The sequence below is a fragment of the Pseudarthrobacter phenanthrenivorans genome, from assembly GCF_036455295.1.
GTDB lineage: Bacteria > Actinomycetota > Actinomycetes > Actinomycetales > Micrococcaceae > Arthrobacter > Arthrobacter phenanthrenivorans_C.
The window spans coordinates 200,862-226,697 of the sequence record NZ_JAYXNX010000008.1 but is presented as its reverse complement, the minus strand read 5'-3'; the positions used below and the strand labels follow the sequence as shown (position 1 = coordinate 226,697).

Here is a 25,836-nt window from a genome sequence, read left to right as displayed (position 1 = left end):
ACCAGATGATGGCTCCGTTTTGGAAGTTCTGGTAGCAGCCGCCGTCTTTCAGTCCGCAGATCTGCGACGACGTCGGGTAGCCCAGGGTGCCTCCCTCGAAGCCGCTGGCTTGCCACGCGTCGCGGACGGGGCCGTTGGGGGAGACCTGGGCTCCTGTGGCGGTGGACCAGATGATGGCTCCGTTTTGGACGTTCTGGTAGCAGCCGCCGTCTTTCAGTCCGCAGATCTGCGACGACGTCGGGTAACCCAGGGTGCCTCCCTCGAGGCCGCTGGCTTGCCACGCGTCGCGGACGGGGCCGTTAGTGGAGACCTGGGCTCCGGTCGCGGTGGACCAGATGATGGCTCCGTTTTGGAAGTTCTGGAAGCAGCCGCCGTTCTTCAGCCCGCAGGTTTGACCTGAGGTGGGGTAGCCAAGGACGCCTCCCTCGAAACCGGAGGCTTGCCAGGCGTCGCGGATAGACCCGTTTGGAGAGGCATGGGCGCCAGCGGCGGAAGACCAAACGATCGCTCCACTCGCGAAATTCTGGTAGCAGCCACCGTCACGTAGACCACAAATTATCGAAGATGTAGGCGATCCCAGTCCCGGTGTCTGCATCTGAACGTTGCTAATAGCCTGGTTGGCGGCCGCCGGCACCCCGGCTGCGGCGAAGGCCTGGAGCCCGGCATAGTCCCCGTTCCAGACGTTCGAGTCGCCGGCGAAAGGCCCGGTGCTGCTGTACTGCCAGATGCTGTAGGTGCCCCAGCTCGCTGGTACCGCGCCGGCGTCGTTGCTGGGGGACCCTGGGTACGCTGCTACCCAAAGCGGGTAGTCGCTGAAGGCTGTCTGGTTGCCCAGGCACTGGTTCCACCAGCTGGTGTTGGTGTAGATGGACGGGAGCCGCCCAGTCAGTGACAGCATTGTGTTGCCGAAGTCCTGCACCCAGGAAGACAATTGGTCTGCCGACATGTTGTAGCAGGTGTTGCCGAAGTAGAACCCGTTGATGGTCCGGCCCTCGTAGGGGTTGAATTCGAAGTCAAGAACCGGGGGCATCGTGTAGCCGTCCGCAGTCCAGCCGCCGCCATTCTGAACGAAGTAGCGGGCCTGGTCTGCTCCGGAGGACCAGTTCGGGATGGCAAAGTGGTAGGCGCCCCGGATCATGCCCACGTTTCGCGAACCCTGGTACTGGGAGCTGAACTGGTCATTGGTGAAGTAGTTGCCTTCTGATGCCTTCACATACGCGAATCTGGCACCCATGTTCCATTGCTGCTGCCAGTCGACATTGGTTTGGTAGGCGCTGACGTCAAGTCCCTGCACACCGAACGTGGGCATCCAGGTTCCCTGCGTCGTCAGTGACTCCGCGCTAAGGCGTTTCACGCCCGTAGTATTCGCGGAAGCCGTCACCCGGGCTGAGCGCTGTCCCATCTCGGCACCCTTGCCGACGGCCTCGGCCATGGTCTGGGACGCTGACGGGGATGGAGATGGCGCCGCGCTTGGCTTAGGGGTGGTCGTTGCCGTTGCCGTTGCCGTTGCCTGGGCAGTCGTCGGTGGCGGCGTGGCCGCGGGTTGCGACGTCGGCGCAGTAGCCGAAGGTGACGGCGACGGGCTGGAATCGGTGGCGAAGGCGACCCCGCTCAGACCCGGGCCTGCCAACAAGGAGCCCACAAGGGCGAGGAGCCCGAAGAATTTCAGGGCTGGGCGACGGGACTGAGACAGGTTCCGCTTCATATTTGCTCCGGAGACATTGCGGCGCTCCCCCAAGCGCCCCTTTGGATACTGCTCAGGTGTTTCCCCCAGGAAGCCACCTGATAGTGCTATTTCGATAAACAACGCGCTCACCTTAGCACCGGTGTTACTAGGGGAACTAGTGGTTCTGGTGTTACTTATGTGAATCTTGTGGGGCTCCCTGCTGAATCCTCACACCAACTGGTGGGAATCTTGAGGTTGTTCGTTTATCCACAAACGGGCTGGATGACTTGTTGTGGCGATGCCCTCTCCCTAGGCTGTAACCCAGTCGCACTGCCCCCATCGGGGGCGGCCGTTGTATGGGGGAACATATGGATGCGCTGGTAATTGTCGAGGACGAAGTCCGCGAACTTATCCGCCGGCGAGGGCTGGATCCGCTCACGCAGGCCGGCGAGGTTCGACGCCTGGTCGAAGCCGTGGTCTCCGACTATGACGAACGCACGCTGGTAGGTCCGCTGCCGCCCCTTGGTCCTCTTGACGCCGCGCGCCGATTCCTCTTTGACGCCGTCGCAGGTTTCGGCGTGCTCCAACCTCTGCTAGATGATCCATCCGTCGAAGAAATTTGGCTGAATGCCCCCAACGAAATCTTCGTGGCACGTAATGGCGAGTCAGAACTGACGTCGTTGACTCTCTCCGAACAGCAGGTGCGTGACCTCGTGGAGCGCATGCTTAAGAGCTCGGGAAGACGGCTCGACATGTCGTCGCCCTTTGTAGACGCTGCGCTTCCCGACGGGTCCAGACTCCACGTCGTCATTCCGGACGTTACGCGCCGCCACTGGGCAGTGAATATCAGGAAATTCGTTGTCAGGGCGAGCCGTCTGGAGCATCTCGTAGAACTCGGCACCCTCACCCCACACGCTGCTCGTTTCCTCGCCGCGGCCGTAGCAAGCGGCCTCAACATACTCGTCTCAGGCGCAACCCAGGCAGGCAAGACGACCATGCTGAACTGCCTGGCGGCCGATATCGGAAGCAGGGAACGTGTCATTACGGTCGAGGAAATCTTTGAGTTGCAGTTTCCGCTCCGAGACGTCGTGGGACTTCAGTGTCGTCAACCAAACCTTGAAGGTGAGGGGGAGATTCCACTTCGCCGGCTGGTCAAGGAGGCATTGCGAATGCGGCCGGACCGCCTGGTAGTGGGGGAAGTACGGGAAGCGGAAAGCCTGGACATGCTAATTGCGCTCAACAGCGGCCTTCCCGGAATGTGCACCGTCCACGCCAACTCGGCGTACGACGCCGTNCCGCCTGGTAGTGGGGGAAGTACGGGAAGCGGAAAGCCTGGACATGCTAATTGCGCTCAACAGCGGCCTTCCCGGAATGTGCACCGTCCACGCCAACTCGGCGTACGACGCCGTGACTAAAATCTGTACACTCCCGCTCCTGGCCGGGGACAACATCTCAAGTGCGTTCGTGGTCCCGACTGTTGCATCGTGCATAGACCTCGTGGTGCATTGCAGCAGGCATGGGGACGGCCGGCGCCAAGTAACTCAAATCCTGTCGCTGGGTCGCCGTGTGGAAAATGGCGTCATCGAGTCGTCACTCGTCTTTGCCCTGGAGGACGGTGTTCTGGAGCCCCGGGCCAACGCGATGCCCGCTGCCGAAAAATTTTCGCAGGCAGGGTACGACGTTTCCGCACTGCTGGATCCGCGATGATCGCCGCGCTGGCCGGAACAGCGGGTGGCGTTGGCTTCTTCCTCATCTGGTGGTCCTGCTGGGAGACCCCCGCCCGCGGAAACCGGGAACGTAAGCCTGGTCGCCTGGCTGACCTGCTCGCTGCCGCGGGCGTGGACAAGGTTTCGCCCCGGAGCTTGGCCGGTACGTGCCTGGGGCTTGGTATCTTCGTGGCGCTTGTCTTCTACGCCCTCAGCCGGTCCTGGCCGATCGCCGGCTGCTTCAGCCTTTTTGGCGCCTGGCTGCCGATCACAATTCTCCGGTGGCGGGCCAAAAAAAGGACGGCCATGCTGCGCCAACTCTGGCCTGATGTTGTGGACCACCTCCGGTCGGCGATCCGTGCAGGGCTTCCAATGCCGGAGGCCCTTATCCAGCTCGGAGATAAAGGACCTGCGGAACTGCGGCCGCTGTTCCGCGAGTTTGGTGCCGACTACCGCGCAGGAGGCCAGTTTGATGGTTCTCTCAACAAGCTGAAGCAGCGGCTCGCTGATCCGGTGGCCGACCGTATTATTGAGGCGCTCCGGCTGACGCGGGAAGTTGGGGGCTCGGACCTCGGGAAGCTCCTGGGCACCCTGGCCGAATTCCTGCGCGAGAACGCCCGGACACGCAGTGAGCTTGAGGCCCGGCAGTCCTGGACAATCAACGCAGCCCGGCTTGCCGTCGCCGCGCCCTGGATCGTCATGCTTCTTCTTGCAACCAGGCCGGAAGCGATCCAGGCCTACAACACGCCTTTGGGGGCGGCGGTTCTGCTGGGCGGTTTGGTGGTGTCGCTGATCTGCTACACCGTCATGCTGAAGATCGGTGCCCTACCGCAGGATGAAAGGGTCCTCCGATGACGATCTTTTCCCCAGGAGCTGTAATCTGCGGTGTGGGTCTGGGGCTCGGTTTATGGCTTGTGATCTTCCGTTCGCCGCCGATGCGTCCCATGACGCTTTCGGAGCGGATTGAGCCCCAGCTGAAATCACAGAACCTGGAATCGCGGCTCCTGCGCACCGGTGATCAGAACGTGACACCGTTCGGCCCCCTCGAACGCATCCTTCGTCCCGTCTTCCAGGAGTGGCGGTCCGCCCTGGGCAAGTTCAACCCGTCTCCTGGCGCAACGGGCCGGAGGTTAGCGCAGGCGGGCGTCAATAAATCGCCTATTGACTTTCGCGCTGAGCAATTGCTGTGGGCGGCGGCCGGATTCATCCTCTCGCTGATTTTTATTCTTCTTGGAGCAGCAGCGGGAAGGAGCAGTCCGATCGTTGCGGCCGTGATAGTCATCGGCAGCGCTGCAGGAGGATTCGTGCTCCGGGACTACTGGCTGGGTGTCCAGGTGCGCCGGCGCGAAGCCAGGATGATGGCAGAGTTTCCCAGCCTTGCCGAATTGATGGCCCTGGCTGTGGGTGCAGGGGAGAGCGCTGCCGGGGCTTTGGACCGCGTCTGCAGGAGCGCGAACGGCGAACTGTCCCGGGAATTCTCGAAGATCCTCGCGGAGACAAGGGCCGGCAAACCCTTGGTCCTGGCACTGCAGGAATTTTCCGCGCGCACCGACCTTGCGCCGCTGGTCCGGTTCATGGATGGAATCATTGTCGCGGTCGAGCGAGGGACACCCCTGGCCGACGTACTCCGTGCACAGGCGCAGGACGTCCGCGATACGGCCAAGCGCGACCTGATGGAGGCCGCGGGAAAGAAGGAAATCGCCATGATGGTGCCCTTGGTCTTCGGAGTGCTTCCCCTGACCGTCGTGTTTGCGGTCTTCCCGGGCCTCGCCGCAATCAACCTGGGCTTCTGATGGAGGCAAGAACCAAACTTCCACTCGACACATTCAAACCCCTCAAGGAACAGGAATAGGACGCAAGATGAAAAACATGGGAACCCGCTGTGCGATGCTGCTTCTCGGCCTTGGGATGCTGTTGCAGGTACGGACGAGCCGGGCGGTCCGGCCTTCGCGCCTGCAAGGCGACGGCATACAGAGCGGCGGGATGCGGAACGCCGGCCAATCCACTTGGCCGGCGCCGAATGACGACCGGGAGCGGGGCGACGTGCCGGGCTGGGTGATGATAACCCTGATGTCAGCGGTGCTGGTTGCAGCACTGCTGGCTCTCGCCGGCCCTGCCCTGGAGGCCATGTTCAACCAGGCCATGGACAAAGTAGGGAACTGACCCATGAGCTCCGCTCAGCGGCCGGCGGTGCATCCGCGCCTGCACCTCGGCGGGGAGCCGGAGTCGTCCCGGCCGGGGGAGCGGGGGGCGGCGGTCGTGGACTTCGTTCTGGTTGGCGGACTGCTGACGATGTTCTTCCTTGCCATCATCCAGCTGACCCTGGTTTTGCACGTCCGGAATACTCTTATCGATGCTGCAGCATCGGGTGCCCGGTACGGAACACTCGCTGACAGGAACGCCTCCGATGCTGAAGAACGAACCCGAAGCCTCATAAGCGTGGCCCTCAACCCGGGCTTCGCGGAACAGGTCAGCACCCAGGAAGTGAACGTCCACGGCATGCGCACCCTGGAAGTTACAGTGCGCTCTCCCATGCCCGTCATCGGTCTCATCGGGCCGCGGGCCATGTTGGAGGTGAAGGGGCATGCGGCTGTCCAGCCTTGATCCGCGCGGCTTCAACCCGCTGCCCGGTTCCACGCTTTACGTTCACGTCAAGATCCGCCTCTTTCTCGCGCTGTGCCGCGAAACGGAGACGGAGTTCGATCCGGAGCCTGGGACGCATCAGGGGTTGGCGCCACGTACCGTGCGGGGGTACATCCACCGCGGGCAGCAGACGGCACAGCAGGGCTCCGGGCTTGAAGAGGGGAGCGCCATCGTGGAGTTTACGTTCCTGGCACTTCTGCTCATGGTCCCGCTGGTGTACTTCGTCATCACGGTCAGCCAGATCCAAGGTGGCTCCTTCGCGGTGGTGGGCGCTGCAGACCAGGCGGCCAAGGTCTACATTGCCCAACCCGACGCCGCCACCGCCCAATCCGCTGCAGAGCAGGCCGTGGCCCTGGCCCTCTCCGATTTCGGGCACCAGCCGGACCGGGCCACCATGACCACGTCCTGCAATCCAGCCGACTGCCAGGCGGCGGGCAGCACGGTAACGGTGAACGTCAGCCTCCGCGTCGTGCTGCCGTTCATGCCATTTGCTGACGGATTGTCTGTCACAGAGGTCAACGCTTCTTCCACGCAGCTGGTGGGCCGTTACCGGTGAAGCGCAACGAACGGGACGAAAGCGGCCAGTTGATGGTGATGATCCTGGGTTACGTGCTTTTGGCGCTGTTGGTCGCCACGGTCGTTGTAGGCATTTCCGCCGTATACCTGGAGCACAAACGGCTGCTGTCCCTGGCGGACGGAGCCTCCCTTGCCGCGGCAGACAGCTACACCCTGGGCGAAGTCGCAACGCAGGGCGGAAGCCCTTCAGCCGTCCTCAACCCCGCACGGGTCCGGAATGTGGCCGCCGATTTCGTTGCCCGAAGTCCTGCATCCCAACGTTTTTCGGACCTTGCCGTCGCGGGAGCGACGGGGACGCCGGACGGCTCCACCGCCGTCGTGGTCCTTACCGCGGCCGTGCATCCGCCGGTGGTCAACTTCCTCATTCCAGACGGCATACAGATTGAGGCGACCTCCACAGCACGCTCCCGGTTGACCCGATAGCCCCACCGGGGCACTATCCGCCGATAGCGTAGGCTTAAACCACCATGGCCAATATTGATTTTTCCGCTGAAATCCGCGCGCTCCGCGCCACCTACGAGTCCATCGAACGCGTGACCGACATCGAAGCGCTCAAGGAGGACATCGCCGAACTCAGCGAACGGGCAGGGGAGCCGGACCTTTGGGACGATCCTGCCGCGGCCCAGAAAATCACCTCCCGCCTGTCCCATCGCCAGTCGGAGCTCGAACGCCTCACGAACCTCCAGTCCCGGATTGACGATCTAGAAGTCCTGGTGGAACTCGGACAGGACGAGGACGACGCGGACTCGATGGGCGAGGCCGCTGCCGAACTCGAGTCCGTCAAAAAGGCCCTCAAGGACCTTGAAGTCGTCACGCTGCTGTCCGGCGAGTACGACGAGCGTGAAGCCGTGGTCTCCATCCGTGCCGGTGCCGGCGGCGTCGACGCCGCCGACTTTGCCGAAATGCTGCTGCGCATGTACCTGCGGTGGGCTGAACGCCATGGTTATCCCACCACCGTCATGGACACCTCGTACGCGGAAGAAGCCGGCCTGAAATCGGCCACCTTCGAGGTCAAGGCGCCCTACGCCTTCGGCACCCTGAGCGTGGAGGCCGGAACCCATCGACTCGTCCGGATCAGCCCGTTCGATAACCAGGGACGGCGGCAAACCTCGTTTGCGGCGGTAGAAGTGATACCGCTGATCGAGCAGACGGACTCCATCGAGATCCCGGACAACGAAATCAGGGTGGACGTGTTCCGCTCCTCCGGCCCCGGCGGCCAGTCGGTCAACACCACGGACTCCGCGGTCCGACTCACCCACATCCCCACCGGAACCGTGGTCTCCATGCAGAACGAGAAATCCCAGCTGCAGAACCGCGCAGCAGCCATGCGGGTTCTGCAGTCCAGGCTCCTGCTCCTTAAGAAGGAGCAGGAGGACGCCGAGAAGAAGGCTCTCGCCGGTGACGTTAAAGCTTCCTGGGGAGACCAGATGCGTTCGTACGTGCTGAACCCCTACCAAATGGTGAAGGACCTGCGCACCGAACACGAAGTTGGCAACACGGCTGCCGTGTTCGACGGCGAAATCGACGACTTCATCGACGCCGGAATCCGGTGGCGTACAGACAACCGGAACGCGGAGAAGTAGACCCGGCATAAGGGCCGCAAGCAGGACGATCCGGCGACACGCCCCGGAAAGCCCGGCCAACCCCGGGCTGTCCTGCGTATAGTCGAGGGGCCGGGGCCCTACCTTCCCCCAACGAAAACCCGTGCACCGGCTGCAGAACTGGGCTGCGTCAGAAGGATCAGTCCTGCCCTGCAGGGTACTTAGGGCCATGATCCGATTCGAAAATGTCACCAAGGTCTACGACCAGAAAGCCCGTCCGGCTCTGGACTCCGTCAACCTTGAGATTGACCGCGGCGAATTCGCCTTCCTTGTCGGCGCGTCCGGCTCCGGAAAGTCCACCTTCCTGCGGCTGGTTCTGAAGGAAGACCGTGCCACTTCGGGGGCGGTGTACGTCGCAGGCCAGAACGTCGCCAAGATCTCCAGTTGGCGGGTCCCGCGCCTCCGCCGTGGCATCGGCGTCGTCTTCCAGGACTTCCGCCTCCTGCCCCAAAAGAATGTGTTCGCCAACGTCGCGTTTGCCATGCAGGTCATCGGCAAGAGCCGCAGCGTCATCCGCGACACCGTTCCCGAGGTGCTCAAGACGGTAGGCCTCGAGGGCAAGGAACACCGCATGCCGCACGAGCTCTCCGGCGGGGAGCAGCAGCGCGTGGCCATCGCCCGCGCGGTGGTCAACCGCCCGGGAATCCTCCTCGCGGATGAGCCCACCGGAAACCTCGACCCCACTACGTCCATGGGAATCATGGGCGTGCTGGACAAGATCAACCAAAACGGAACAACCGTGGTTATGGCCACCCACGACGACGACATCGTCAACGAGATGCGGAAACGGGTGGTCGAACTAAAGAACGGCGTGGTGATCCGCGACGAAGCCAAGGCCCTGTACACGTCGATGATCCCCGTCGTCGGACAATCGCGGCGGCTAAAGGATGCCAGCGGCCGGGAAACCCCCGACGCCGCCCTGCCGGGTAACGGCCCCGAAGGCGAGGCCCAGCGGTGAGGCTCGCATTCATTCTTTCCGAGATCGGCAGCGGCCTGCGCCGCAACCTCTCCATGGTGGTCTCAGTCATCCTGGTGACCTTCGTGTCCCTGACGTTCGTGGGCGCGGCCGGCATGCTGCAGATGCAGATCAACCAGATGAAGGGCTACTGGTACGACAAGGTCCAGGTGGCCATCTTCCTCTGCAGCGACGGCTCGACCGCACCCGGTTGCGCTTCAGGGCCCGTCACTCCGGAGCAACAAAAGGGCCTGAACGCGCTCCTGGAGTCCCCGGCCGTGGCGCAATACATCAACGACTTCCAGTTCGAGTCCAAGGATGAGGCCTACAAGCACTTCAAGGACCAGTTCTCCAACTCACCCATCGTCGATTCGGTAACGCCGGACCAGCTGCCTGCATCGTTCCGGATCAATATGAAAGACCCGGAAAAGTACCAGATCATCAGCGAGACCTTCTCCTCCCAGCCGGGAGTGGAAACTGTGATTGACCAGCGCCAGCTGCTCGAACGCCTCTTCTCTGTGATGAACGGAGCGTCGCTGGTGGCGGTAGGCATTGCCGGCGTCATGATCGTCTGCGCCATCCTTCTGATTGCCACCACCATTCGGCTTTCCGCGTTCAGCAGGCGCAGGGAAACCGGCATCATGCGTCTTGTGGGCGCCTCCAAGACCGTGATCCAGCTGCCGTTCATCTTGGAAGGCGTCATTGCGGCGGTCATTGGAGCTGCCCTGGCTTCCGGCACCCTGTGGGCAGTCGCACAGTTCTTCCTGGGGGACTACATGTCCCGCCAGTATCCGGACACGGCCTTCATCTCATCCGGCCAGACGCTCATTCTTGCCCCGGCGCTGCTGGTCCTTGGCGCATCCTTGGCAGGAATTTCGTCTCTCTTGACCTTACGTAGATACTTGCGCGTTTAGGCTGTGCACACCGACCAAGGAATGCCCATGAACGTAACCGATCAGACACCGCCATCTCCCCGGCGCAGCCGCCGGGGGGCCGCTGCCCGCCGGTTGGGGATCGTCAGCGGCGTGCTCACCGTCATGCTTTCCGCCGGGATGGCCATCGCCACCCCGGCCGCGTTCGCCGATGACCTGGATGATAAGCAGAAAGCGCTCGAGACCGAAGCCGCCCGCGTCCAGGCTTCGCTTGAGTTCGTCGATTCCAGGATTGCGAAGGCCGCCGGTGACCTGGTGATTTACCAGGGCCAGCTGCCGGGCGCGCAGCAGGACCTCCTTGATGCACAGGGCCGCGTGGCCAGCGCGGTGAAGGAATCGGAAGCCCTAGCGGCACGCGTCGACATGGCGCAGCAGAACAAGGCGAAGATCACCCAGCAGCTGGAAGCGGACAAGCAGAAGATCGCTGACACCAAGAAGCTGATCGGGCAGATTGCCACCCAGGCCTACAAGTCCGGGGGAGTCCCCTCCAACTTATCCCTCTTCTTCGGCTCGAACGGCGGTGGCAGCCTCACCGACACCATGGACTTGGCGGACCAGGCAATGCGCAGCCAGAACGCGGCCATGGACAAGCTCAACCAGCAGAACGCTACCAACGTTAATTCCGAGGCGCGCCTCCAGGCAGTGGAAGCGGAAATCAAGGATCTTAAGGCCAAAGCGGACGCTGCCCTGGAACGGGAAAAGGCTGCCCGGGACGAAGCTGCGGCCAAAAAAGCCCAGGTTGACCAGCTGATCGCCGATACCACGCGCCTCGACGCTGAACTGCAGGCAGCCAAGCCCGGCATCCAGGCGCAGCTTGCGGGCGTTCAGGCCAACCAGAACCAGGTGGCCAACGAAATCGCCGAACGCGACCGGAAAGCCCGCGAGGCCTGGGAAGCGGAACAGCGCAGGCAGGCAGAGGCTGCCGCTGCAGCTGCTGCCGCGGCAGCCGCGGCAGCCAACCGCCCGGCCCCGCCTGTCCAGCCGTACGTACCGCCGGCAGCGGGATCGCCGTCGGCCTTTGGCCTGCGCCACCCCTTTGACGGAAGCATCCCCATCACCTCCGGATTTGGCTACCGCCTCACTCCGCCGGGGACCATCGACTTCTACGGCACCGGCGGTTACATGCACACCGGCATCGATTTCGGCGCCGCCTGCGGCACTCCTGTCTACGCAGCGGCCGCCGGGGAAGTCTTCAGCTCCGGCTGGAACTCCGCCGACGGCGGCGGCTGGCGCGTGAAGATCGACCATGGGGTGGTGCAGGGCAACACCCTGACCACCATCTACTACCACAACTCGAGCATCGTGGTTTCGAATGGCCAGCACGTCTCGCAGGGACAGCTGATCGCCTACTCGGGCAGCACCGGCAACTCCACTGGATGCCATGCCCACTTCGAGACATGGCTCAACGGCAAGGCCGTGGACCCCATGGGGCTGCTCTAGGGAGAACGCTGCTGCCGTAGACTGGTATAGCTCTGCGCCGCCGGGCGCGGAGAGACCAACCTGAACCTGAGGAGTTGCCCCGTGCCTAAAGAAAGTGGCCGGAAGGTGGTGGCCACCAACCGCAAGGCCAGGCACGACTACCACGTGCTGGACACGTACGAGGCCGGCATTGCGCTGATGGGCACCGAGGTGAAGTCCCTGCGCGAAGGCCACGCTTCGATGGTGGACGGATTCTGCACGTTCTACAACGACGAACTGTGGATGGAAGCAATCCACATTCCGGAGTACAACCAGGGCAGCTGGACCAACCACGCTGCGCGGCGCCGCCGTAAGCTGCTGCTGCACCGCGAGGAGCTTATTAAGATTTCCCGCAAGGTCCAGGAGGCCGGCTACACCATCGTGCCGCTCCAGCTGTATTTCGTGGACGGCCGGGCCAAGGTGGAAATCGCGGTTGCCCGCGGCAAGCGCGAGTATGACAAGCGGCAGACTCTGCGGGAACAGCAGGACAACCGTGAGGCCCAGCGCGAGATGCGCGAGCGCAACCGCCGGCGTTAGGAATTATTTCCGCAGCGTGTGCGTTAGTATTAGTAGTCCGGCAGGCTTGCCAGCCGGTTTGGTAACAAAATACGGGGATGATCGGTTTCGACGGTGTTAGTCGCGACAGGTGAAGCGGGCCGAGGATGCAGATTTATCTCGTAAACGCTGTCTGCAAAACAATAAGTGCCAATTCTAAGCGCACTGACTTCGCTCTCGCTGCCTAAGCAGTAAGACAGTCCGTCAGCCCGGGGTTGCTATCGCCCCGGATCCTGGCGTCATTTAGATAGCCACTGCTGTTTGCTCCCGTCATCGGAGTAAACGGGACTTTTAGGTGACTGGGCCCGGATCAGCCAGCTGTTTGCGGCATGGCTGGGGCCGAGAAAATCCGACGCAAACTGCGCCCGGAGAAGCCCTGACAACACGACATCGGACGGGGGTTCAATTCCCCCCATCTCCACCCTCCGACAAGGCCGGGGCATCCAAGCGGATGCCCCGGTCTTGCTCGTCACACCCCGGTCCCGGACCGGGGTGTTTTTGTTTGCCGTCCCGACCAAAAGGCCGGGCCCAAATACTCTAGTGGGGCGCCCGGCAGGCAAGGTACCTTCCACACTATGCACAACGACCCGCCGCAAGCGCCCACCGAAGTCCTGGCTGCCACCGTGTGCTGGGACTTGCTGCGCGGAGTGTCCGTGGGGCACCTCGCCGTCCTCGTCGACGGATATCCGGAAGTCTTCCCGGTCAATTACAAGGTGGACCACGATACTGTCCTGTTCCGTACCGGAGAAGGTACCAAACTGCGCGCAGCCGGAGGACCACTCGCCGTCGCGCTTGAAGCCGATGGCCACGACGACGCCCAGGCATGGAGCGTCCTGGTGAAGGGCAAGGCCGTCATCCTGGAACCATCGGAGGAACTCCTGACCGGGGCCGGCCTCACGCTGTTCCCCTGGCAGTCCGGCGAGAAGGACCACTTTGTCCGGATCGTCCCAACGTCGGTGTCCGGCAGACGCTTCACCATCACCTCCCCGCTGACCTGGTGGAACCATGTGCCGCATGGCTCTGCAGGGTAGGCCCAGGTGACAACCGCGCGTGAAAGGGGACGCGGCGTGCGGGCCCAACGGCCCTTTCCGGAACCACTGCTTGCTGGTACCACTGACCTATGATTGCGTCGCCAACCGCCGCTGCCGCCAAGCCACCATTCGACGCCGTCATTTTCGACCTGGACGGGGTGGTCACCAACACGGCGGTGGTCCATCAGGCCGCGTGGAAGGACGCTTTCGACCGGATCCTGCGTGACCCGCGGGTTCCTGCCGGTGCCAACCGGGCGCCGCTCAGCAGGGCTGACTACCTTACCTTCATTGACGGCATGCCTCGTGAGGAAGGGGTGGTGCGCTTCCTCGCCGCCAGGGGAGTGCAGCTCGACAAGGGCAGGGAGACCGATGGGGCCGGCACCTGGACAGGTTTCGGTCTGGGCGCCTGGAAGAACGAGTTGTTCCTGCAGCACCTGCGCGACGACGGCGTGGAAAGCTATCCGGGGACAATTGAGCTGTTGCAGAGGCTTGCAGATGCCGGAGTGCCCACCGCTGTGGTCACCTCGAGCCGGAACGCCGCCGTGGTCCTGCAGGCGGCGGGTATCCATGATCTGTTCACGGCAGTGATGGATGGTACGACGGCGGCCGGGCTGAGTCTGCAGGGCAAGCCCGCACCGGACGTCTTTCTTGCAGCGGCGTCGCGGCTGGGGGTGGTTCCGTCACATGCCGTGGTGGTTGAGGATTCGGCGGCGGGTGTGGAGGCCGGGCGGCGGGGCGGGTTTGGGTTGGTGGTTGGAATCGACCGCACCGGGAACCGCCGGCTGTTGGAAGCTGCCGGCGCCCACACTGTCCTCAACGACGTCGGGGAGCTGGACCTGGGACAGGTTATCGGCAACGCGTGGCACCTCGCCTACGAAGGGTTCGACCCAGTCCACGAGGGGCACCGGGAAGCCCTGACCACGTTGGGCAACGGCTACATGGGCGTGAGGGGGGCGGCCCCCGAGGGCGGCCCATTCAGCTACGCGGGCATGTACCTCGCCGGGGTTTACAACCGGGTGAGGGCAATGGCCGCCGGAGAAGTGCTGCTGGAAGAGCACATGGTCAATGCGCCCGACTGCCTTCCGCTCGACCTAAGGTTGACCGGCGGGACGTGGTGGTCACAAGGCGGATGGACCGTAGTCCGGGAACGCAGGGGACTGGACCTCAGGAGGGCGGTACTGGAGCGGAGGCTGCTGCTGGAAAGCGCGGACCACCGGCGTCTGGAAGTGGTGCAAACCCGTTTCGCCTCCATGGCCGAACCCCACCTGCTGGTCCTTGAAACCGTTGTCACCGCCCTGGGATGGAGCGGCGAGGTGGAGGTCCGCAGCGGGATCAACGCCGGCGTGCGCAACGCCAACCTGCCCGAACGGGCTGAAGGGTCCGATGTCCACCTGGCGGACAGGACAAGCACGCTTGGCCCCCGCCCGGACCTGCCGCCGGACGCAGCCACGGTCGTCGAGGTCGAAACCACGCAAAGCCTCGTCCGCATCGCCGCTGCCTCCCGCACCTATCTGTCCCAGGAGGCGGCAGGAACTGAAGACGGAAGGAAAGGACTTTTCCACTTCCGCTCTTTCCGGATTTTCCTGCAGGCCGGATCAGCAGTGCGGATCACCAAGACGGTGGCGGTGGTGACCTCCCGCGACCGTGCCATCTCCTCCCCGGAAACCGGTGCCCGCGCGGTCCTGGAGCGGACGGGCGCGGACTTTGGCGCACTGCTCGCGGCGCACGAGGAGGCCTGGCGGCGTGAACTGCGCCCGTTCCTGGTGGAAATCGACGCCCCTGTCCAGGTGCGCCTGGTCCTCAACCTGCACATCTTCCATCTGCTGCAGACACTGACGCACCACACGGCCGAACTCGATGCCGGCGTCACGGCACGGGGACTGCACGGCGAGGGCTACCGCGGGCATGTCTTCTGGGACGAATTGTTCGTCCTGCCGGTCCTCACCTCAAGGACGCCCGACATTGCCCGTTCGGTCATCGATTACAGATGGCGCCGGCTTCCTGCGGCCAGGGACGCTGCAGCTGCGCAGGGGCTGGCTGGGGCGAAATTCCCCTGGCAAAGTGGCAGTGACGGGACCGAGGAAACGCCGAAATGGCTGTACAACGACAGGTCCGGCAGATGGGTCAGGGACCACTCGCACCTGCAGGTCCATTCCGGCCTTGCGGTTGCCTTCAACGCCTGGCAATACTTCCAGGCCACCGGCAACAAGATCTGGCTCCTGCAAAAGGGTGCCGAGCTGGTGATCGAGGTTGCCCGCTTCTTCCGGTCCCTGGCCGACTACAACCAGCAGGGTGGCCGGTACCACCTCCGCGGCGTGGTGGGGCCGGATGAGTACCACACCGGTTATCCCGGCCGCGACAAGCCAGGGCTGGACGACAACGCCTACACCAACGTCATGGCCGCGTGGGTCTGTTCCCAGGCGGCAGGCATCTTGTCCTTCCTGCATGGCAGCGAGCGCGCCGGGCTCATGGAACGGCTGGGGGTCACCGATGAGGAGTCGGCCGGGTGGGCGCACATGGGTACGGCGATGTACGTCCCTTTTCACAGTGACGGTGTAATCAGCCAGTTTGAGGGCTACGCGGACCTGAAGGAACTGGACTGGGAGCAATACCGGGACAGGTACGGCGACATCGAGCGGCTGGACCTGATCCTGGAAGCCGAAAACGACGCCACCAACTGCTACAAGCTGGCAAAGCAGGCCGATGTCCTGATGCTGCCGTACCTCCTGGGCCACGAAGGGCTGGTGACCATTCTTCAGCGGCTGCATTACGGCTTCACGCGGGAGCAGCTTAACCGGACCATCGAGTACTACTTGGCCAGGACCGCCCACGGTTCCACACTGAGCCGGGTTGCACACGCATCTGTGCTGGCGGGCCTGGACGCGGACCGGGCGTGGGACAGCTTTCGGGAAGCGCTCGACGCCGACCTCGACGATACCCAGCACGGCACCACGCGCGCTGGAATCCATTTGGGGGCAATGGGTGGCACCATCGACGTGGTGCAGCGCAGCTTTGCGGGGCTCCGGTTCAGCGGGGAGACCATCGTTTTCGCTCCCAACCTGCCCACGGGGCTGCGCGCCGTCGCTTTCGAGGTCCTCTACCGCGGACACCGGCTCAGGGTCCATCTCAAGGACGGCCGCATGAGTATCGCCTCGGCGCCGGGCGACGCAGGACCCATCAAGGTGCACGTCTACGGTACCGACGTGGTCCTGCCTCCCGGCCGGACGCGGCATTTTCCGTTACCGGCGCGGGCCCCGGGGGTGGCAGCGTCGTGAGGCGGTTGGGGATCCTTACCAGCGGGGGTGACTGTCCGGGTGTCAACGCGGTCATCCGCGGTGCGGTCCTGGGCGGAGACGTTGCGCATGGATACGAATTCCTGGGGTTCCGGGACGGGTGGCGCGGTGTCTTGGAACAGGATGCCGTCCCCCTGCCGCGGACTGCTGTCCGCGGCATTTCGCGGCTCGGCGGGACCATCCTGGGTACCTCACGGACCAACCCGCTGGTGGGAAAGGGCATTGAGGGCGTCCGCGACAGCTTTCGGCGGAACGGACTGGATGGCCTGATAGCCATCGGTGGCGAGGGGACACTGGCGGCCGCACGGGAACTGTGCAAGCAAGGCTTCAATGTTGTGGGGGTCCCCAAGACTATCGACAACGACCTCGGCGCCACCGACTACACCTTTGGGTTCGATTCCGCCGTCCAGACCGCCACTGAAGCCATCGACCGGCTGCGGACCACCGGCGAATCGCATCACCGCTGCATGGTGGCCGAAGTGATGGGCCGGAACGCGGGGTGGATTGCATTGCACTCGGGGATGGCTTCCGGCGCCCACGCCGTCCTGATACCTGAACACCCTGTGTCCCTGGACCAGGTCGCCGTTTGGGTGATTTCCGCGCGGGACCGCGGGAGGGCGCCACTGGTAGTCGTGGCAGAGGCCTTCGCCCCCAAAGGCCACCCGGCACCCTACGCGCCCCGTGGCCTTGATACCTTCGGCAGGCCTCGGCTGGGCGGCATCGGGTTGCTGCTTGAAGGGGAAATCCAGATGAGGACCGGCATCGAAACCCGCGCCACCGTCCTGGGCCACATCCAGCGGGGCGGTGAACCCACTGCCTTCGACCGCGTCCTTGCCACCCGGCTGGGCCTGGCCGCCGTCGAATCCGCCGCCGCAGGCAGATGGGGCACCATGGTGTCGCTCCGCAGCACCGACATCGTGAGTGTCGGGCTGGAGGAGGCACTGGGAGAGCTCAAGGTGGTGCCCGAAGCGCGCTACCAGGAGGCCGCCGTCCTGTTCGGGTAAGGCCGGCCGCGTCAGTGTGGCACCTGCTCGGGCCGCACCCGCAGCACGGCCGAGCCCGTCACCTTGTCCGCAGCCAGGTCTTCCAGCGCCCTGTCCGCAGCATCGAAGGGGTACGTGGTGGTGGTGAGGGCCAGGGAGAGCCTGGCGGCCAACGCCAGGAACTCTTCTCCATCAGCCCGCGTATTGGCCGTCACGCTCCTTACCTGGCGTTCGAAAAAGAGCTCCCTGCCGTAGTTCAGGGCAGGAATGGCAGTCAAGTGGATCCCGGCGATGGCCAGCGTTCCACCCCGGTCCAGGGCGCGCAGTGCGATGGGAACAAGGTCACCCGCCGGGGCAAACAGGATGGCGGAATCGAGCGGTACCGGCGGGTTGTCCCCGGCGCCCCCCGCGTACTCAGCTCCCAGTTCCAGCGCGAGCTTCCGCGCACTTTCGGAGCGGGTCATGACGAACACCGAGGCACCCTGCCTGATGGCCAGTTGGGCAGTGATGTGCGCGGAGCTGCCAAACCCGTAGATTCCCAGGCGGCCGCCGACCGGCAACGCTGCCCGCTTCAGCGCGCGGTACCCGATAATGCCCGAACACAGCAGCGGCGCCGCCTGTTCGTCGGTGAAGACGGAAGGCACCGGGTACGCGAAGTCCTCCGCAACGGTCAGGTATTCGGCATACCCGCCATCGCGGTCCCAGCCGGTGAAAACGGGTGACGAACACAGGTTCTCGTCGCCGCGGCGGCAGTAGCGGCACGTGCCGCAGACGGCGCCCAGCCATGCCACGCCCACCCTGTCACCGGTGGTGAAGCGGGAGCATTCCGCACCGGTTCCAATAACGACGCCGACTGCCTCATGTCCGGGCACAACGCGCGGTCCGTGCGGGGACAGGTCGCCCTCTGCCAGATGAAGGTCCGTGCGGCACACGCCGCAGACGCTTACTTCCACCAAAAGCTCATGGGCGCCCGGGCGAGGGGTGGCACGGGTTCCCTGGATCAGCGGATGGGTGGATATGGGGCCGGGTTCCTCCACCCACCATGCGTGCACGGCGCCTCCCGTCAACAGGCCTATTCGAAGCCGGCGCGGGTTGCGTCGTCCAAGGGGCTTTGCCACAAAAGCGGCGCACTCATGGTGAAGCGCCGGCCTGTTACGGATTCGGGGGTAATACGGATGAAGTGCTCCTGCCCCACCCCCTGCCAGGGAAACAGCGCCCGGCGAATGTCGTCCAGGTCAGGGCCTGTTGGTTGTGTCTCAGCCGCCTTGCCCTTGACCACAACGCTCCAGGCAAGGCCGAACTGGGAACTGACGGCATCAGCTTCCAGGGCAACCGTGGCGTCTGACTGGATGGCCTGTTGCTTGGTGCCGCCGCCGGTGCGGAAAACCAGCGAACGCCCCTCCACCTTGTAGTTCACGGGGAAGACGTCGGGATGGCCGTCGGCGATGACGGCGAGCCTGCCCACTCCTGTTTGGGAAAGGAGCGTCCAGCACTCTTCTTCGTCGAGGATTTCCGGTACCGGTACGTTCGTGTTGTCAGTCATGGCCACAGCGTAGGCAACTCTCCCGATTCGGGTAAGGGCATTAAGGCCCGCCTGCGCGGCAGGACCTACGACGCTTGGTGCCCGGCAGGACCTACGACCCTTGGTGCCCGGCAGGGGCAATGCGACGCTGGGGGAGACGCCCCCGGCATCATCGACAGGCGCCCGTCCGCCCGCAGGCCACGCACGGCCGGCCCCCACAGTAAGGGAGACCCCATGAAAGCCCTCGTCTACGGCGGCCCCGGCAAAAAGTCCTGGACCAACGTTCCGGACCCCCGGATCCAGCAGCCCGGCGACGTCATCGTCAGGGTTGATACCACCACCATCTGCGGCACCGACCTGCACATCCTGAAAGGTGATGTCCCCGCCGTTGAAAAAGGACGGATCCTGGGACACGAGGGAGTGGGTACTGTCGTGGAGACCGGACCCTCCGTAACCGGACTGAAGGTCGATGACCGGGTGATCATTTCCTGCATCAAGTCCTGCGGCCACTGTGCGAACTGCAAGGCCGGTCTCTACTCGCACTGCCTCGGGGAAGAGGGCCAGGAAGGCACTGGATGGGTCTTCGGCCACCTGATCGACGGGACCCAGGCGGAGTATGTCCGTGTCCCTTACGCAGAAAACTCGCTGCACCTCCTGCCCTCCGGCGTCACGGACGAGCAGGGTGTGATGCTCTCGGACATCCTTCCCACTGGGTTCGAAATCGGGGTCCAGTATGGCCGCGTCAAGCCAGGCGACGTCGTGGCGGTGGTTGGCGCCGGGCCGGTGGGGCTGGCTGCAATCGCCACGGCGGGACTGTACGGCGCGGCCACCGTGGTGGCCATCGACCTGGACGCCAACCGCCTTGGGAAGGCAAAGGAGTTTGGCGCCACCGATACCGTCCTGTCCGGCAGCGCCGATTGGAAGGAACAGGTCCTGGCACTGACGGACGGCCACGGCGTGGATGTCGCCATCGAAGCCGTGGGCGTGCCGGCCACCTTTGCCATGTGCACCGACATCGTTCGGCCCGGCGGATCCGTGGCGAACGTGGGGGTGCACGGAAGACCGGTGGAACTGCACCTCGAAGACCTGTGGATCCAAAACATCACCATCAGCATGGGCCTGGTGAACACCAACACCACGCCGATGCTGCTCAAGCTGGTGGCGCAGGGCCGGATCCGGGCAGAAAAATTCGCGACGCACCGTTTTGGCTTCGACCAGTTCCTCGACGCCTATGACACGTTTTCCCGCGCTTCCGAAACCAAGGCCCTCAAGGTGATCCTGACGGCGTAACGGGTACGGACCGGCCTGCCTAGTCCAGCCAATCCGCGGAAAAGTCCACCGGCGGCCACCACCGTACCCGCGACCTTACTGCGAACCTGCGCCCGCTGATCTCCGTAGGCGTGATGGCCACCAGATGGTCCTTGACGCCAGGCTCCCACGGTTGACGGTCGGCGTCGTTATCCGGAAGGGCCATCCTGGTCTCATCGAACGGTTCCGGCCTGCCCTTGGCCACCACGCTCCAGACCTCCGTGGCATATGGGTTGAGGCCGTCCACTTCCAGGGCCGCAACTGCGCCGCTGAGAAGGGCGCGAAGCTTGGTGCCCGGCCCCGTGCGGAACATCAGGGTTCCTCCGGCCACCGAGAAATTCACTGGAAAGATCTCCGGAACATCACCGTTGATGACCGCCAGCCGTCCGATGTATGAGGACTTGAGGTACTGCCAGCATTCATCAGCGCGCAGAATTTCTGTATGAGACCCTGCAGGTGAATCAGTCATGGTACCGATCCTAGAGCCTGGAGAGCCGCCGCGCACGGGTGGGGAACGATCCAGCGGTGGACAAAGGGCGGCGGAACAGGAAAGTGAGGCCGCATTTCCGCAATAAAAACTCGATGGCAACGCAGGCGGCGACGACTGCCCCGGTCAGCGCAAGAGGGTAGACCAGTGCGATGGGCACCGAGTTCGCAATGGCCGGTGCCACCGGGGACAAAGGACCGTAGAAGGCCAAAACGAGGATATCGATAAGCGGCGTATGAAGGAGGTAGATCCCGAGGGTCCTGCGGCCCACCCAGGAGCCGGCGGCAGCAACGGGCCGAAACCTGGTTAGGGTGCTGATGGCGGCCACGAGCGCGGTGACGGCCGCAAACCCCTGCAGGATGTAAACAGCCTGGTCGATCCCCGGGTGAATGTCCGGCAGCGCCATGAGGGCAACAAACACAGGAACCGCCGCCCCGAAGTACAGCGCCCTGCGGCCCTCGGCGATGCGCAGGAAGATGTCCTTTCCATAGACCCCGGCTGCGAAGAACACGGCCAGTTCCGGCACCTTGCCCCACTGGCCGGCGGTGCTGTCCACAAACAGTGCAGTGAGGATGCTCAGTGCTCCCAGTCCCGCCAACACGGCCCACGGCGGAAGCTTCCTGCAGATAGTAAGCAACGGTACGTACACGGCCAGGGCGAAAATAAACCACAGCGGCGTGTCCGGGGCTACGAGCTGCAGGAAGAAATCGCCCATGGAGGAAACCCTCTGGGGCCGCGGCGAGCCCGCCAGGACAACGCCGAGCAGCCCATAGATAACGAGCCACACCGCGTACAGGTAGTAGCTGCTGAGGCTGGAATTCCATGCTTTGCCGTTGCCAAACCCGCTGCGCACTTTGGTGGCCGCCAGAACTCCGGAAACCGCCAGAAGGAGCGGCATACGCACCGCTGCGAGTCCAATCGACACTGTTTCCCAAAAGGTGAAGGCCACACTGCTCTCATGCTCAAGCCGCAGGAAATGCCACAGCCCGGTGTGGAACAGCACCACCGCTGTGACGCAGAGCCCCCGCGCGGCGTCGATCCATTCGATGCGCGGTTTCGCCGCGGTTTGGGCCGGAGCTGGATGGTGGTTTCCCCATAACATCGCACCAAGCTAACAGCGCCCCGAAAACAAGTTCATCTACTTGATGGAATACTGAGCGGACTCTGCTCGCGGATTCTGCCGTTCACCCACGGCGTACCGGAACCGGGACTGGAAACAGCCACGCCTGCGTTGTTCCCCTAAGGACCCGCGATGGCCGGAGCCGGAACAAGATCACGCTGGGGCCGGTCCTGCGGGGTGGAACGGACGCCGGAGGTGCGTCATGGAACAGGCACGGAACGCCGGGACAGCGGAAGACGACGAGGTCCTTGACTCCTATTCGCAAACCGTAATGCGCGTCGCCGCGGCCGTCACTCCCCATGTGGCAGCGATCGAGATGACCGCCACCCGCCGCAACGGACGCGTCAGGGTGGGCGCAGGTTCTGCCGTGCTTTTCACTGAGGATGGCTATCTGCTCACCAACTCCCACGTGGTTGCCGGTACCGTGCAAGGTTTCGCGGTCTTCGGTGATGGCAACAGGATGGAGCTGGAACTGGTGGGCGCCGACCCGCTGTCCGACCTCGCGGTGGTTCACGGCTCCCGGCCCAGGGTCCGGCCTGCGGAGTTCGGCGCGGCCGAGTCCCTCCGCGTGGGTCAGTTGGTGGTGGCGGTGGGAAATCCGCTGGGACTGGCGGGGTCGGTGACCGCAGGGGTGGTAAGCGGCCTGGGCCGGGCCATTCCGGTCTGGTCGGGCGGCAACAGGCGGGTCATCGAGGACGTCATCCAGACAGACGCGGCGTTGAACCCGGGCAACTCCGGCGGAGCGCTCGCGGACAGCCACGCCAGGATCGTCGGCATCAACACCGCAGTGGCAGGGGCCGGGTTGGGGCTGGCCATCCCGATCAACGCCACCACCCGCCGGATCATCTCCGCCCTGCTCAAGGATGGCAGGGTGCGCCGTGCCTACCTGGGCCTGGTCAGCACGCCGATCCAGCTCAATCCCAGCTCCGTGATCCGCACCGGTCTGCGCCAGGGGCTGCGCATTGTGGAGGTTCTGCCGGGGTCTCCGGCTGGCAAGGCCGGCCTGCTGGCCGGAGACATCATCGTCACGGCCGGAGGCAGCCCGGTCAGCAACGCTGAAAGCCTGCAGCGGCTGCTGTTCGCGGACGCCATAGGCCAGCCACTTGACGTTGCCGTGCTCCGGGAGGGCAATGAACTGCACCTCACCGCCGTTCCCAACGAAATGACGGCGAACGGGACACCGTAAAGCACGACGCCGGGCCGGCGCCGTGGGGGCGAAGTGTCAGGAAAGCTAACGGCTGGCCTGGGGCGCTTCCACGTCCGCGATGCCCACGAAACGTGTCCCGACGCCGTCGTACTCGCTGCGGACCCAGCCGGTGCCTGCGGGCGGAATCTCGGCCGGGGAGTGGTTTGCACAGACCACGTACGTGAAGTCCGGCCACCACTTCTTGGGGCGCGCCGCTTCCTCATACCCGCAGACCGCACATTCCAGGTGGACCCATACGGGCCGCTTGCCGGTCCTGTTGGCACGCGATTGCACCAGCCAGGGCGGGGGATTGTCCAGGATGGCGCGCAGTTCTGCCTCCGGCATCCACTTTGGCAGGCCGTGGCGCTGTGCCATTTCCAGGGGGACATCGAGGGTTATTGCTGCATCACGTCTGCTGATCATCACCTTCCACCATACGGGAGGCGGCCAAATCGCCGGCCGCACCCCGCTGCGCCTAACCCGCCAGCGCGATTCCCGCAGCCGCGGCGGCAAAGCCCAGGGCCAGGTTGACCACCACGTTCAGCAGGGCGGAGCCGAAGCGTGCCTCGCTGACCAGGCGGATGGTGGCGGTGGTCCAGGAGCTGAACGTCGTGAGTCCTCCTGCCAGGCCGGTCGCCAGGCCCACCTGCCATTCGCTGCCAAGCCCCATCGCAGCGGTCAGGCCATGCGCCATGCCGATGACGAAGCACCCTGCCACATTGACCAGCAGCGTGGCCCACGGCCAGTGCAGCCTGGCGCTTCCATCGGTGCGGACGCTGCGGATGCTGCTGTGGTGGGCAAACCAGCTGTCGACGGCGAACCGCAGCAGTGCGCCCCCGACGCCGAAAATTCCCACCAGGACGGCCGCGGTCATGGCCGCCCGTCCTGGTTGCGTGAAACGAACCTGCCGGTCCGCCACCCGGCCCCGGCCGCCGCAAGGCCCAGGACCAGAGACAACCCCAGATACGTGATCCACACCGGATGTGCCTCAGCGCGGGCCAACTGGCCCGAGGCAAAGATGACTGCGGAAAACGTGGTGAAGGAGCCCAGCAGGCCCGGCCCCAGCGCGGCGCGGAGCCAAAAAGCTGTATGCGGGCGGGCGATCCATATCGTAGTGAGTGCCGCCAGGACAAAACTGCCGCTGATGTTGATGGCCATCGTGGCCCAGGGAACGGACCCGGGAGTATCAGGGAACGCCAGCCCCAGCCCGTACCGCAGTTCGCTGCCGATCAGCCCTCCGGCCGCGACGGCCAGCCACGCACTGCCCGTTGGCATCGCCATGTCAGTGGCCGCCCAGGACGCAGCCCGGATGCGGGGTGTCGCTGGACACCCACAACGCGGAGGCGATCTCATCGGCAAGGTCGAACTCGCGGGACGCGCCGGCGCCGCCGATCCGCACCACCAGGGCGCCACCGAAGGGCCGCCGTCCCACCACTTCGACGTCGGCGTCGAGGTCGATGTCCTGGGCGGCGAGGTACCGGAGCAGTTCGGGATTGTCATCGCTGATCCGGGTGATCCGCCCGCTGTGGCCCTCGTCCAGATCAGCGAGGAGGTGGGCCCGCGGCATCAGCACCTGGCCGTCGGCAGTGGGAATGGGGTCCCCGTGCGGGTCCCGCTTGGGGTTTCCGAGCTTGGCGGCGACGCGTTCGATAAAGGTGTCCGATACAGCGTGCTCCAGCTGTTCAGCCTCATCATGTACCTCGTCCCAGCTGTAACCGAGCCGCTGGACCAGGTAGGTCTCGATCAGCCGGTGGCGCCGCACCATGGACAGGGCCAGGCGGAGGCCGGGCTCGGTCAGCGTGACGGCGCTGTAGGGCTTGTGGTCAACCAGGCCCTGGTCCTTGAGCTTGCGGACCATCTCCGACACGGAGGAATTCGCCACACCCAGCCGCTGCGCCAGCTGGGAAGACGTGATGGGCTTGTCCTGCCATTCCGTGAATGAATAGATGACCTTGACGTAGTCCTCAATGGAGGAGGAGGGCGCGCTGGTCTTCACAGGCTCAAGCCTACCGGTTTGGCCGGGACGGCACGGGTGGCGTGCCGGTTACGCCTTGACGGCGCGCCACGCCAGCGTGAGGTAGGGAAGGCCAAGCTCCTGGTCCGGTGCGTAGGCGAGGTGTTCATGGAGGTACCAGTCCAGGTTGGACAGGACTTTGGCGCGCGTCGCCTCGCCGGCACGCAGGTAGTAGCTGCGCGATTTGGTGAGTTCCAGCAGGTCTGCCGTGGTTACCGTGTCCTGCCAGTGTGTTACGTGCCCTTCGAGGCCCCGGAATTCGGGGCCGACGACGGGTTTGTGGCCCGGCCGGTAGACATCGCCGGCGTGCATGATCCTGGAGAGCCGGTGCACCCAGGGCACGGAGGTGTCCAGCTGGTTCCACACCAGCCCGAGGGTTCCGTGCGGGCGCAGGACGCGGGCGAGCTCCGTGCTTGCCGCCAGGGCATCACACCAATGCCATGCCTGGGCGACGGTGACGACGTCGAAGGACGCGTCCGGCATGCCGGTCGCCTCGGCAGTGCCGGTTACGGCGGTGGCGGCCGGGCAGTGCGCCTTCAACTGGGCGAGCATGTCTTCCGACGGGTCGACGGCGGTGACGTCCAGTCCCATGCCCAGCAGTAACGCGGTGAACTTTCCGGTTCCAGCGCCGACGTCGAGGGCGTCACGGGCGCCGCCGGGCACCAGCCACCGGGCTGATTCCTCCGGGTAGCCGGGCCGCACCCGCTGGTAGTGCCTGCCGCCGTCCTGGAAGCTTTGCCCGAGCTCCCGGCGCCGTCCGTGATCGAGCCTGGGGCCACCCCGAACCACGCGTGGCCTCC

Annotated in this window: 26 protein-coding genes, 1 other RNA gene and 2 pseudogenes; 19 read left to right on the top strand and 10 right to left on the bottom strand. The window is 64.5% G+C overall.

The features are described 5' to 3' along the window. Positions 1–1,354, bottom strand: a 1,354-nt coding sequence (locus tag VXJ37_RS12780; RefSeq protein WP_440589803.1) for a GH25 family lysozyme, incomplete at its 3' end; no start/stop codon positions are given. Positions 1,355–2,034: 680 nt separating this feature from the next. On the opposite strand from VXJ37_RS12780, the pseudogene VXJ37_RS12775 reads away from it, so the two are divergent. The 17 genes and pseudogenes from VXJ37_RS12775 to VXJ37_RS12695 form a co-directional block, all read left to right on the top strand. Beyond that, positions 2,035–2,937 (top strand): annotated as a pseudogene (locus VXJ37_RS12775) (CpaF family protein); the annotation flags it as partial. A 112-nt stretch (positions 2,938–3,049) separates the two neighbouring features. Next, positions 3,050–3,373: pseudogene (locus tag VXJ37_RS12770) on the top strand (CpaF family protein); the annotation flags it as partial. Further along, entirely contained in the window at positions 3,370–4,227 is an 858-nt protein-coding gene (locus VXJ37_RS12765) for a type II secretion system F family protein (protein ID WP_331323385.1), read from the top strand. The pseudogene VXJ37_RS12770 and the gene VXJ37_RS12765, both read left to right, overlap by 4 nt. Beyond that, a complete protein-coding gene (locus tag VXJ37_RS12760; RefSeq protein WP_331323384.1) occupies positions 4,224–5,165 on the top strand; it encodes a type II secretion system F family protein in 942 nt (313 codons plus the stop codon). The genes VXJ37_RS12765 and VXJ37_RS12760 overlap by 4 nt, the downstream gene beginning before the upstream one ends. 67 nt (positions 5,166–5,232) lie before the next feature. Continuing rightward, positions 5,233–5,535, top strand: coding sequence for a hypothetical protein (locus tag VXJ37_RS12755; RefSeq protein ID WP_331323383.1), 303 nt, complete (start codon positions 5,233–5,235; stop codon positions 5,533–5,535). Between the two features lie 3 nt (positions 5,536–5,538). Then, a complete protein-coding gene (locus tag VXJ37_RS12750; RefSeq protein ID WP_331323382.1) occupies positions 5,539–5,976 on the top strand; it encodes a TadE family protein in 438 nt (145 codons plus the stop codon). Then, a complete protein-coding gene (locus VXJ37_RS12745) occupies positions 5,957–6,571 on the top strand; it encodes a hypothetical protein (protein WP_331323381.1) in 615 nt (204 codons plus the stop codon). The genes VXJ37_RS12750 and VXJ37_RS12745 overlap by 20 nt, the downstream gene beginning before the upstream one ends. Further along, positions 6,568–7,014, top strand: a complete 447-nt coding sequence (locus VXJ37_RS12740; protein ID WP_331323380.1) for a pilus assembly protein TadG-related protein — start codon at positions 6,568–6,570, stop codon at positions 7,012–7,014. The genes VXJ37_RS12745 and VXJ37_RS12740 overlap by 4 nt, the downstream gene beginning before the upstream one ends. A 44-nt stretch (positions 7,015–7,058) precedes the next feature. Further along, positions 7,059–8,174 (top strand): peptide chain release factor 2, encoded by a 1,116-nt coding sequence (gene prfB / locus VXJ37_RS12735; RefSeq protein ID WP_331323379.1) that lies wholly within the window; start codon positions 7,059–7,061, stop codon positions 8,172–8,174. A 187-nt stretch (positions 8,175–8,361) separates the two neighbouring features. Next, the gene (gene ftsE / locus VXJ37_RS12730; protein ID WP_331323378.1) at positions 8,362–9,150 is read left to right on the top strand and encodes a cell division ATP-binding protein FtsE; all 789 of its coding nucleotides are present in this window, start codon (positions 8,362–8,364) and stop codon (positions 9,148–9,150) included. Beyond that, complete coding sequence (ftsX, locus tag VXJ37_RS12725) at positions 9,147–10,061, top strand: permease-like cell division protein FtsX (RefSeq protein ID WP_331323377.1); 915 nt, start codon at positions 9,147–9,149, stop codon at positions 10,059–10,061. Before ftsE ends, ftsX begins: the two co-directional genes overlap by 4 nt. 27 nt (positions 10,062–10,088) lie before the next feature. Continuing rightward, the gene (locus tag VXJ37_RS12720) at positions 10,089–11,519 is read left to right on the top strand and encodes a peptidoglycan DD-metalloendopeptidase family protein (protein WP_331323376.1); all 1,431 of its coding nucleotides are present in this window, start codon (positions 10,089–10,091) and stop codon (positions 11,517–11,519) included. A gap of 81 nt (positions 11,520–11,600) precedes the next feature. Beyond that, positions 11,601–12,074 (top strand): SsrA-binding protein SmpB, encoded by a 474-nt coding sequence (smpB, locus tag VXJ37_RS12715; protein ID WP_043453530.1) that lies wholly within the window; start codon positions 11,601–11,603, stop codon positions 12,072–12,074. Between the two features lie 73 nt (positions 12,075–12,147). Continuing rightward, positions 12,148–12,516: a transfer-messenger RNA gene (ssrA, locus tag VXJ37_RS12710) on the top strand. A gap of 151 nt (positions 12,517–12,667) precedes the next feature. After that, positions 12,668–13,123 carry a pyridoxamine 5'-phosphate oxidase family protein gene (locus VXJ37_RS12705; RefSeq protein ID WP_331323375.1) on the top strand — a complete coding sequence of 152 codons (456 nt, stop codon included), beginning with the start codon at positions 12,668–12,670 and terminating at the stop codon, positions 13,121–13,123. Positions 13,124–13,212: 89 nt separating this feature from the next. Next, complete coding sequence (locus VXJ37_RS12700; RefSeq protein ID WP_331323374.1) at positions 13,213–16,398, top strand: HAD-IA family hydrolase; 3,186 nt, start codon at positions 13,213–13,215, stop codon at positions 16,396–16,398. Further along, complete coding sequence (locus VXJ37_RS12695) at positions 16,395–17,420, top strand: ATP-dependent 6-phosphofructokinase (protein WP_331323373.1); 1,026 nt, start codon at positions 16,395–16,397, stop codon at positions 17,418–17,420. Before VXJ37_RS12700 ends, VXJ37_RS12695 begins: the two co-directional genes overlap by 4 nt. A gap of 11 nt (positions 17,421–17,431) precedes the next feature. On the opposite strand, the gene VXJ37_RS12690 is transcribed toward VXJ37_RS12695, so the two are convergent. Both VXJ37_RS12690 and VXJ37_RS12685 read right to left on the bottom strand, forming a co-directional pair. Next, on the bottom strand, positions 17,432–18,451 hold the full coding sequence (locus VXJ37_RS12690) for a zinc-dependent alcohol dehydrogenase family protein (RefSeq protein WP_331323372.1): 1,020 nt from the start codon (positions 18,449–18,451) through the stop codon (positions 17,432–17,434). Between the two features lie 20 nt (positions 18,452–18,471). Continuing rightward, a complete protein-coding gene (locus VXJ37_RS12685; RefSeq protein WP_331323371.1) occupies positions 18,472–18,942 on the bottom strand; it encodes a pyridoxamine 5'-phosphate oxidase family protein in 471 nt (156 codons plus the stop codon). Between the two features lie 213 nt (positions 18,943–19,155). Between VXJ37_RS12685 and VXJ37_RS12680 the strand changes: the two genes are divergently transcribed. After that, the gene (locus VXJ37_RS12680) at positions 19,156–20,211 is read left to right on the top strand and encodes a zinc-dependent alcohol dehydrogenase family protein (RefSeq protein WP_331323370.1); all 1,056 of its coding nucleotides are present in this window, start codon (positions 19,156–19,158) and stop codon (positions 20,209–20,211) included. A gap of 19 nt (positions 20,212–20,230) precedes the next feature. Here VXJ37_RS12680 and VXJ37_RS12675 read toward each other — a convergent pair whose 3' ends face one another. Next, positions 20,231–20,698 (bottom strand): pyridoxamine 5'-phosphate oxidase family protein, encoded by a 468-nt coding sequence (locus VXJ37_RS12675; protein WP_331323369.1) that lies wholly within the window; start codon positions 20,696–20,698, stop codon positions 20,231–20,233. A gap of 10 nt (positions 20,699–20,708) precedes the next feature. Continuing rightward, positions 20,709–21,818: an acyltransferase gene (locus tag VXJ37_RS12670; protein ID WP_331323368.1), complete on the bottom strand. Its 1,110-nt coding sequence runs from the start codon at positions 21,816–21,818 to the stop codon at positions 20,709–20,711. A 220-nt stretch (positions 21,819–22,038) separates the two neighbouring features. Here VXJ37_RS12670 and VXJ37_RS12665 point away from each other — a divergent pair, with 220 nt between their 5' ends. Beyond that, complete coding sequence (locus VXJ37_RS12665) at positions 22,039–23,022, top strand: S1C family serine protease (RefSeq protein WP_331323367.1); 984 nt, start codon at positions 22,039–22,041, stop codon at positions 23,020–23,022. A 45-nt stretch (positions 23,023–23,067) separates the two neighbouring features. Here VXJ37_RS12665 and VXJ37_RS12660 read toward each other — a convergent pair whose 3' ends face one another. Genes VXJ37_RS12660 through VXJ37_RS12640 form a run of 5 tightly spaced genes read right to left on the bottom strand, consistent with a single transcriptional unit; the run spans position 23,068 to position 25,825 of the window. Next, entirely contained in the window at positions 23,068–23,445 is a 378-nt protein-coding gene (locus tag VXJ37_RS12660) for a hypothetical protein (protein ID WP_331323366.1), read from the bottom strand. Positions 23,446–23,497: 52 nt separating this feature from the next. Continuing rightward, entirely contained in the window at positions 23,498–23,896 is a 399-nt protein-coding gene (locus tag VXJ37_RS12655) for a fluoride efflux transporter FluC (RefSeq protein ID WP_331323365.1), read from the bottom strand. Further along, on the bottom strand, positions 23,893–24,303 hold the full coding sequence (locus VXJ37_RS12650) for a fluoride efflux transporter FluC (RefSeq protein WP_331323364.1): 411 nt from the start codon (positions 24,301–24,303) through the stop codon (positions 23,893–23,895). The genes VXJ37_RS12655 and VXJ37_RS12650 overlap by 4 nt, the downstream gene beginning before the upstream one ends. Before the next feature lies 1 nt (position 24,304). After that, the gene (locus VXJ37_RS12645) at positions 24,305–25,018 is read right to left on the bottom strand and encodes a metal-dependent transcriptional regulator (RefSeq protein WP_331323363.1); all 714 of its coding nucleotides are present in this window, start codon (positions 25,016–25,018) and stop codon (positions 24,305–24,307) included. A gap of 48 nt (positions 25,019–25,066) precedes the next feature. After that, positions 25,067–25,825 (bottom strand): class I SAM-dependent methyltransferase, encoded by a 759-nt coding sequence (locus VXJ37_RS12640; protein ID WP_331323362.1) that lies wholly within the window; start codon positions 25,823–25,825, stop codon positions 25,067–25,069. Positions 25,826–25,836: the final 11 nt, after the last annotated feature.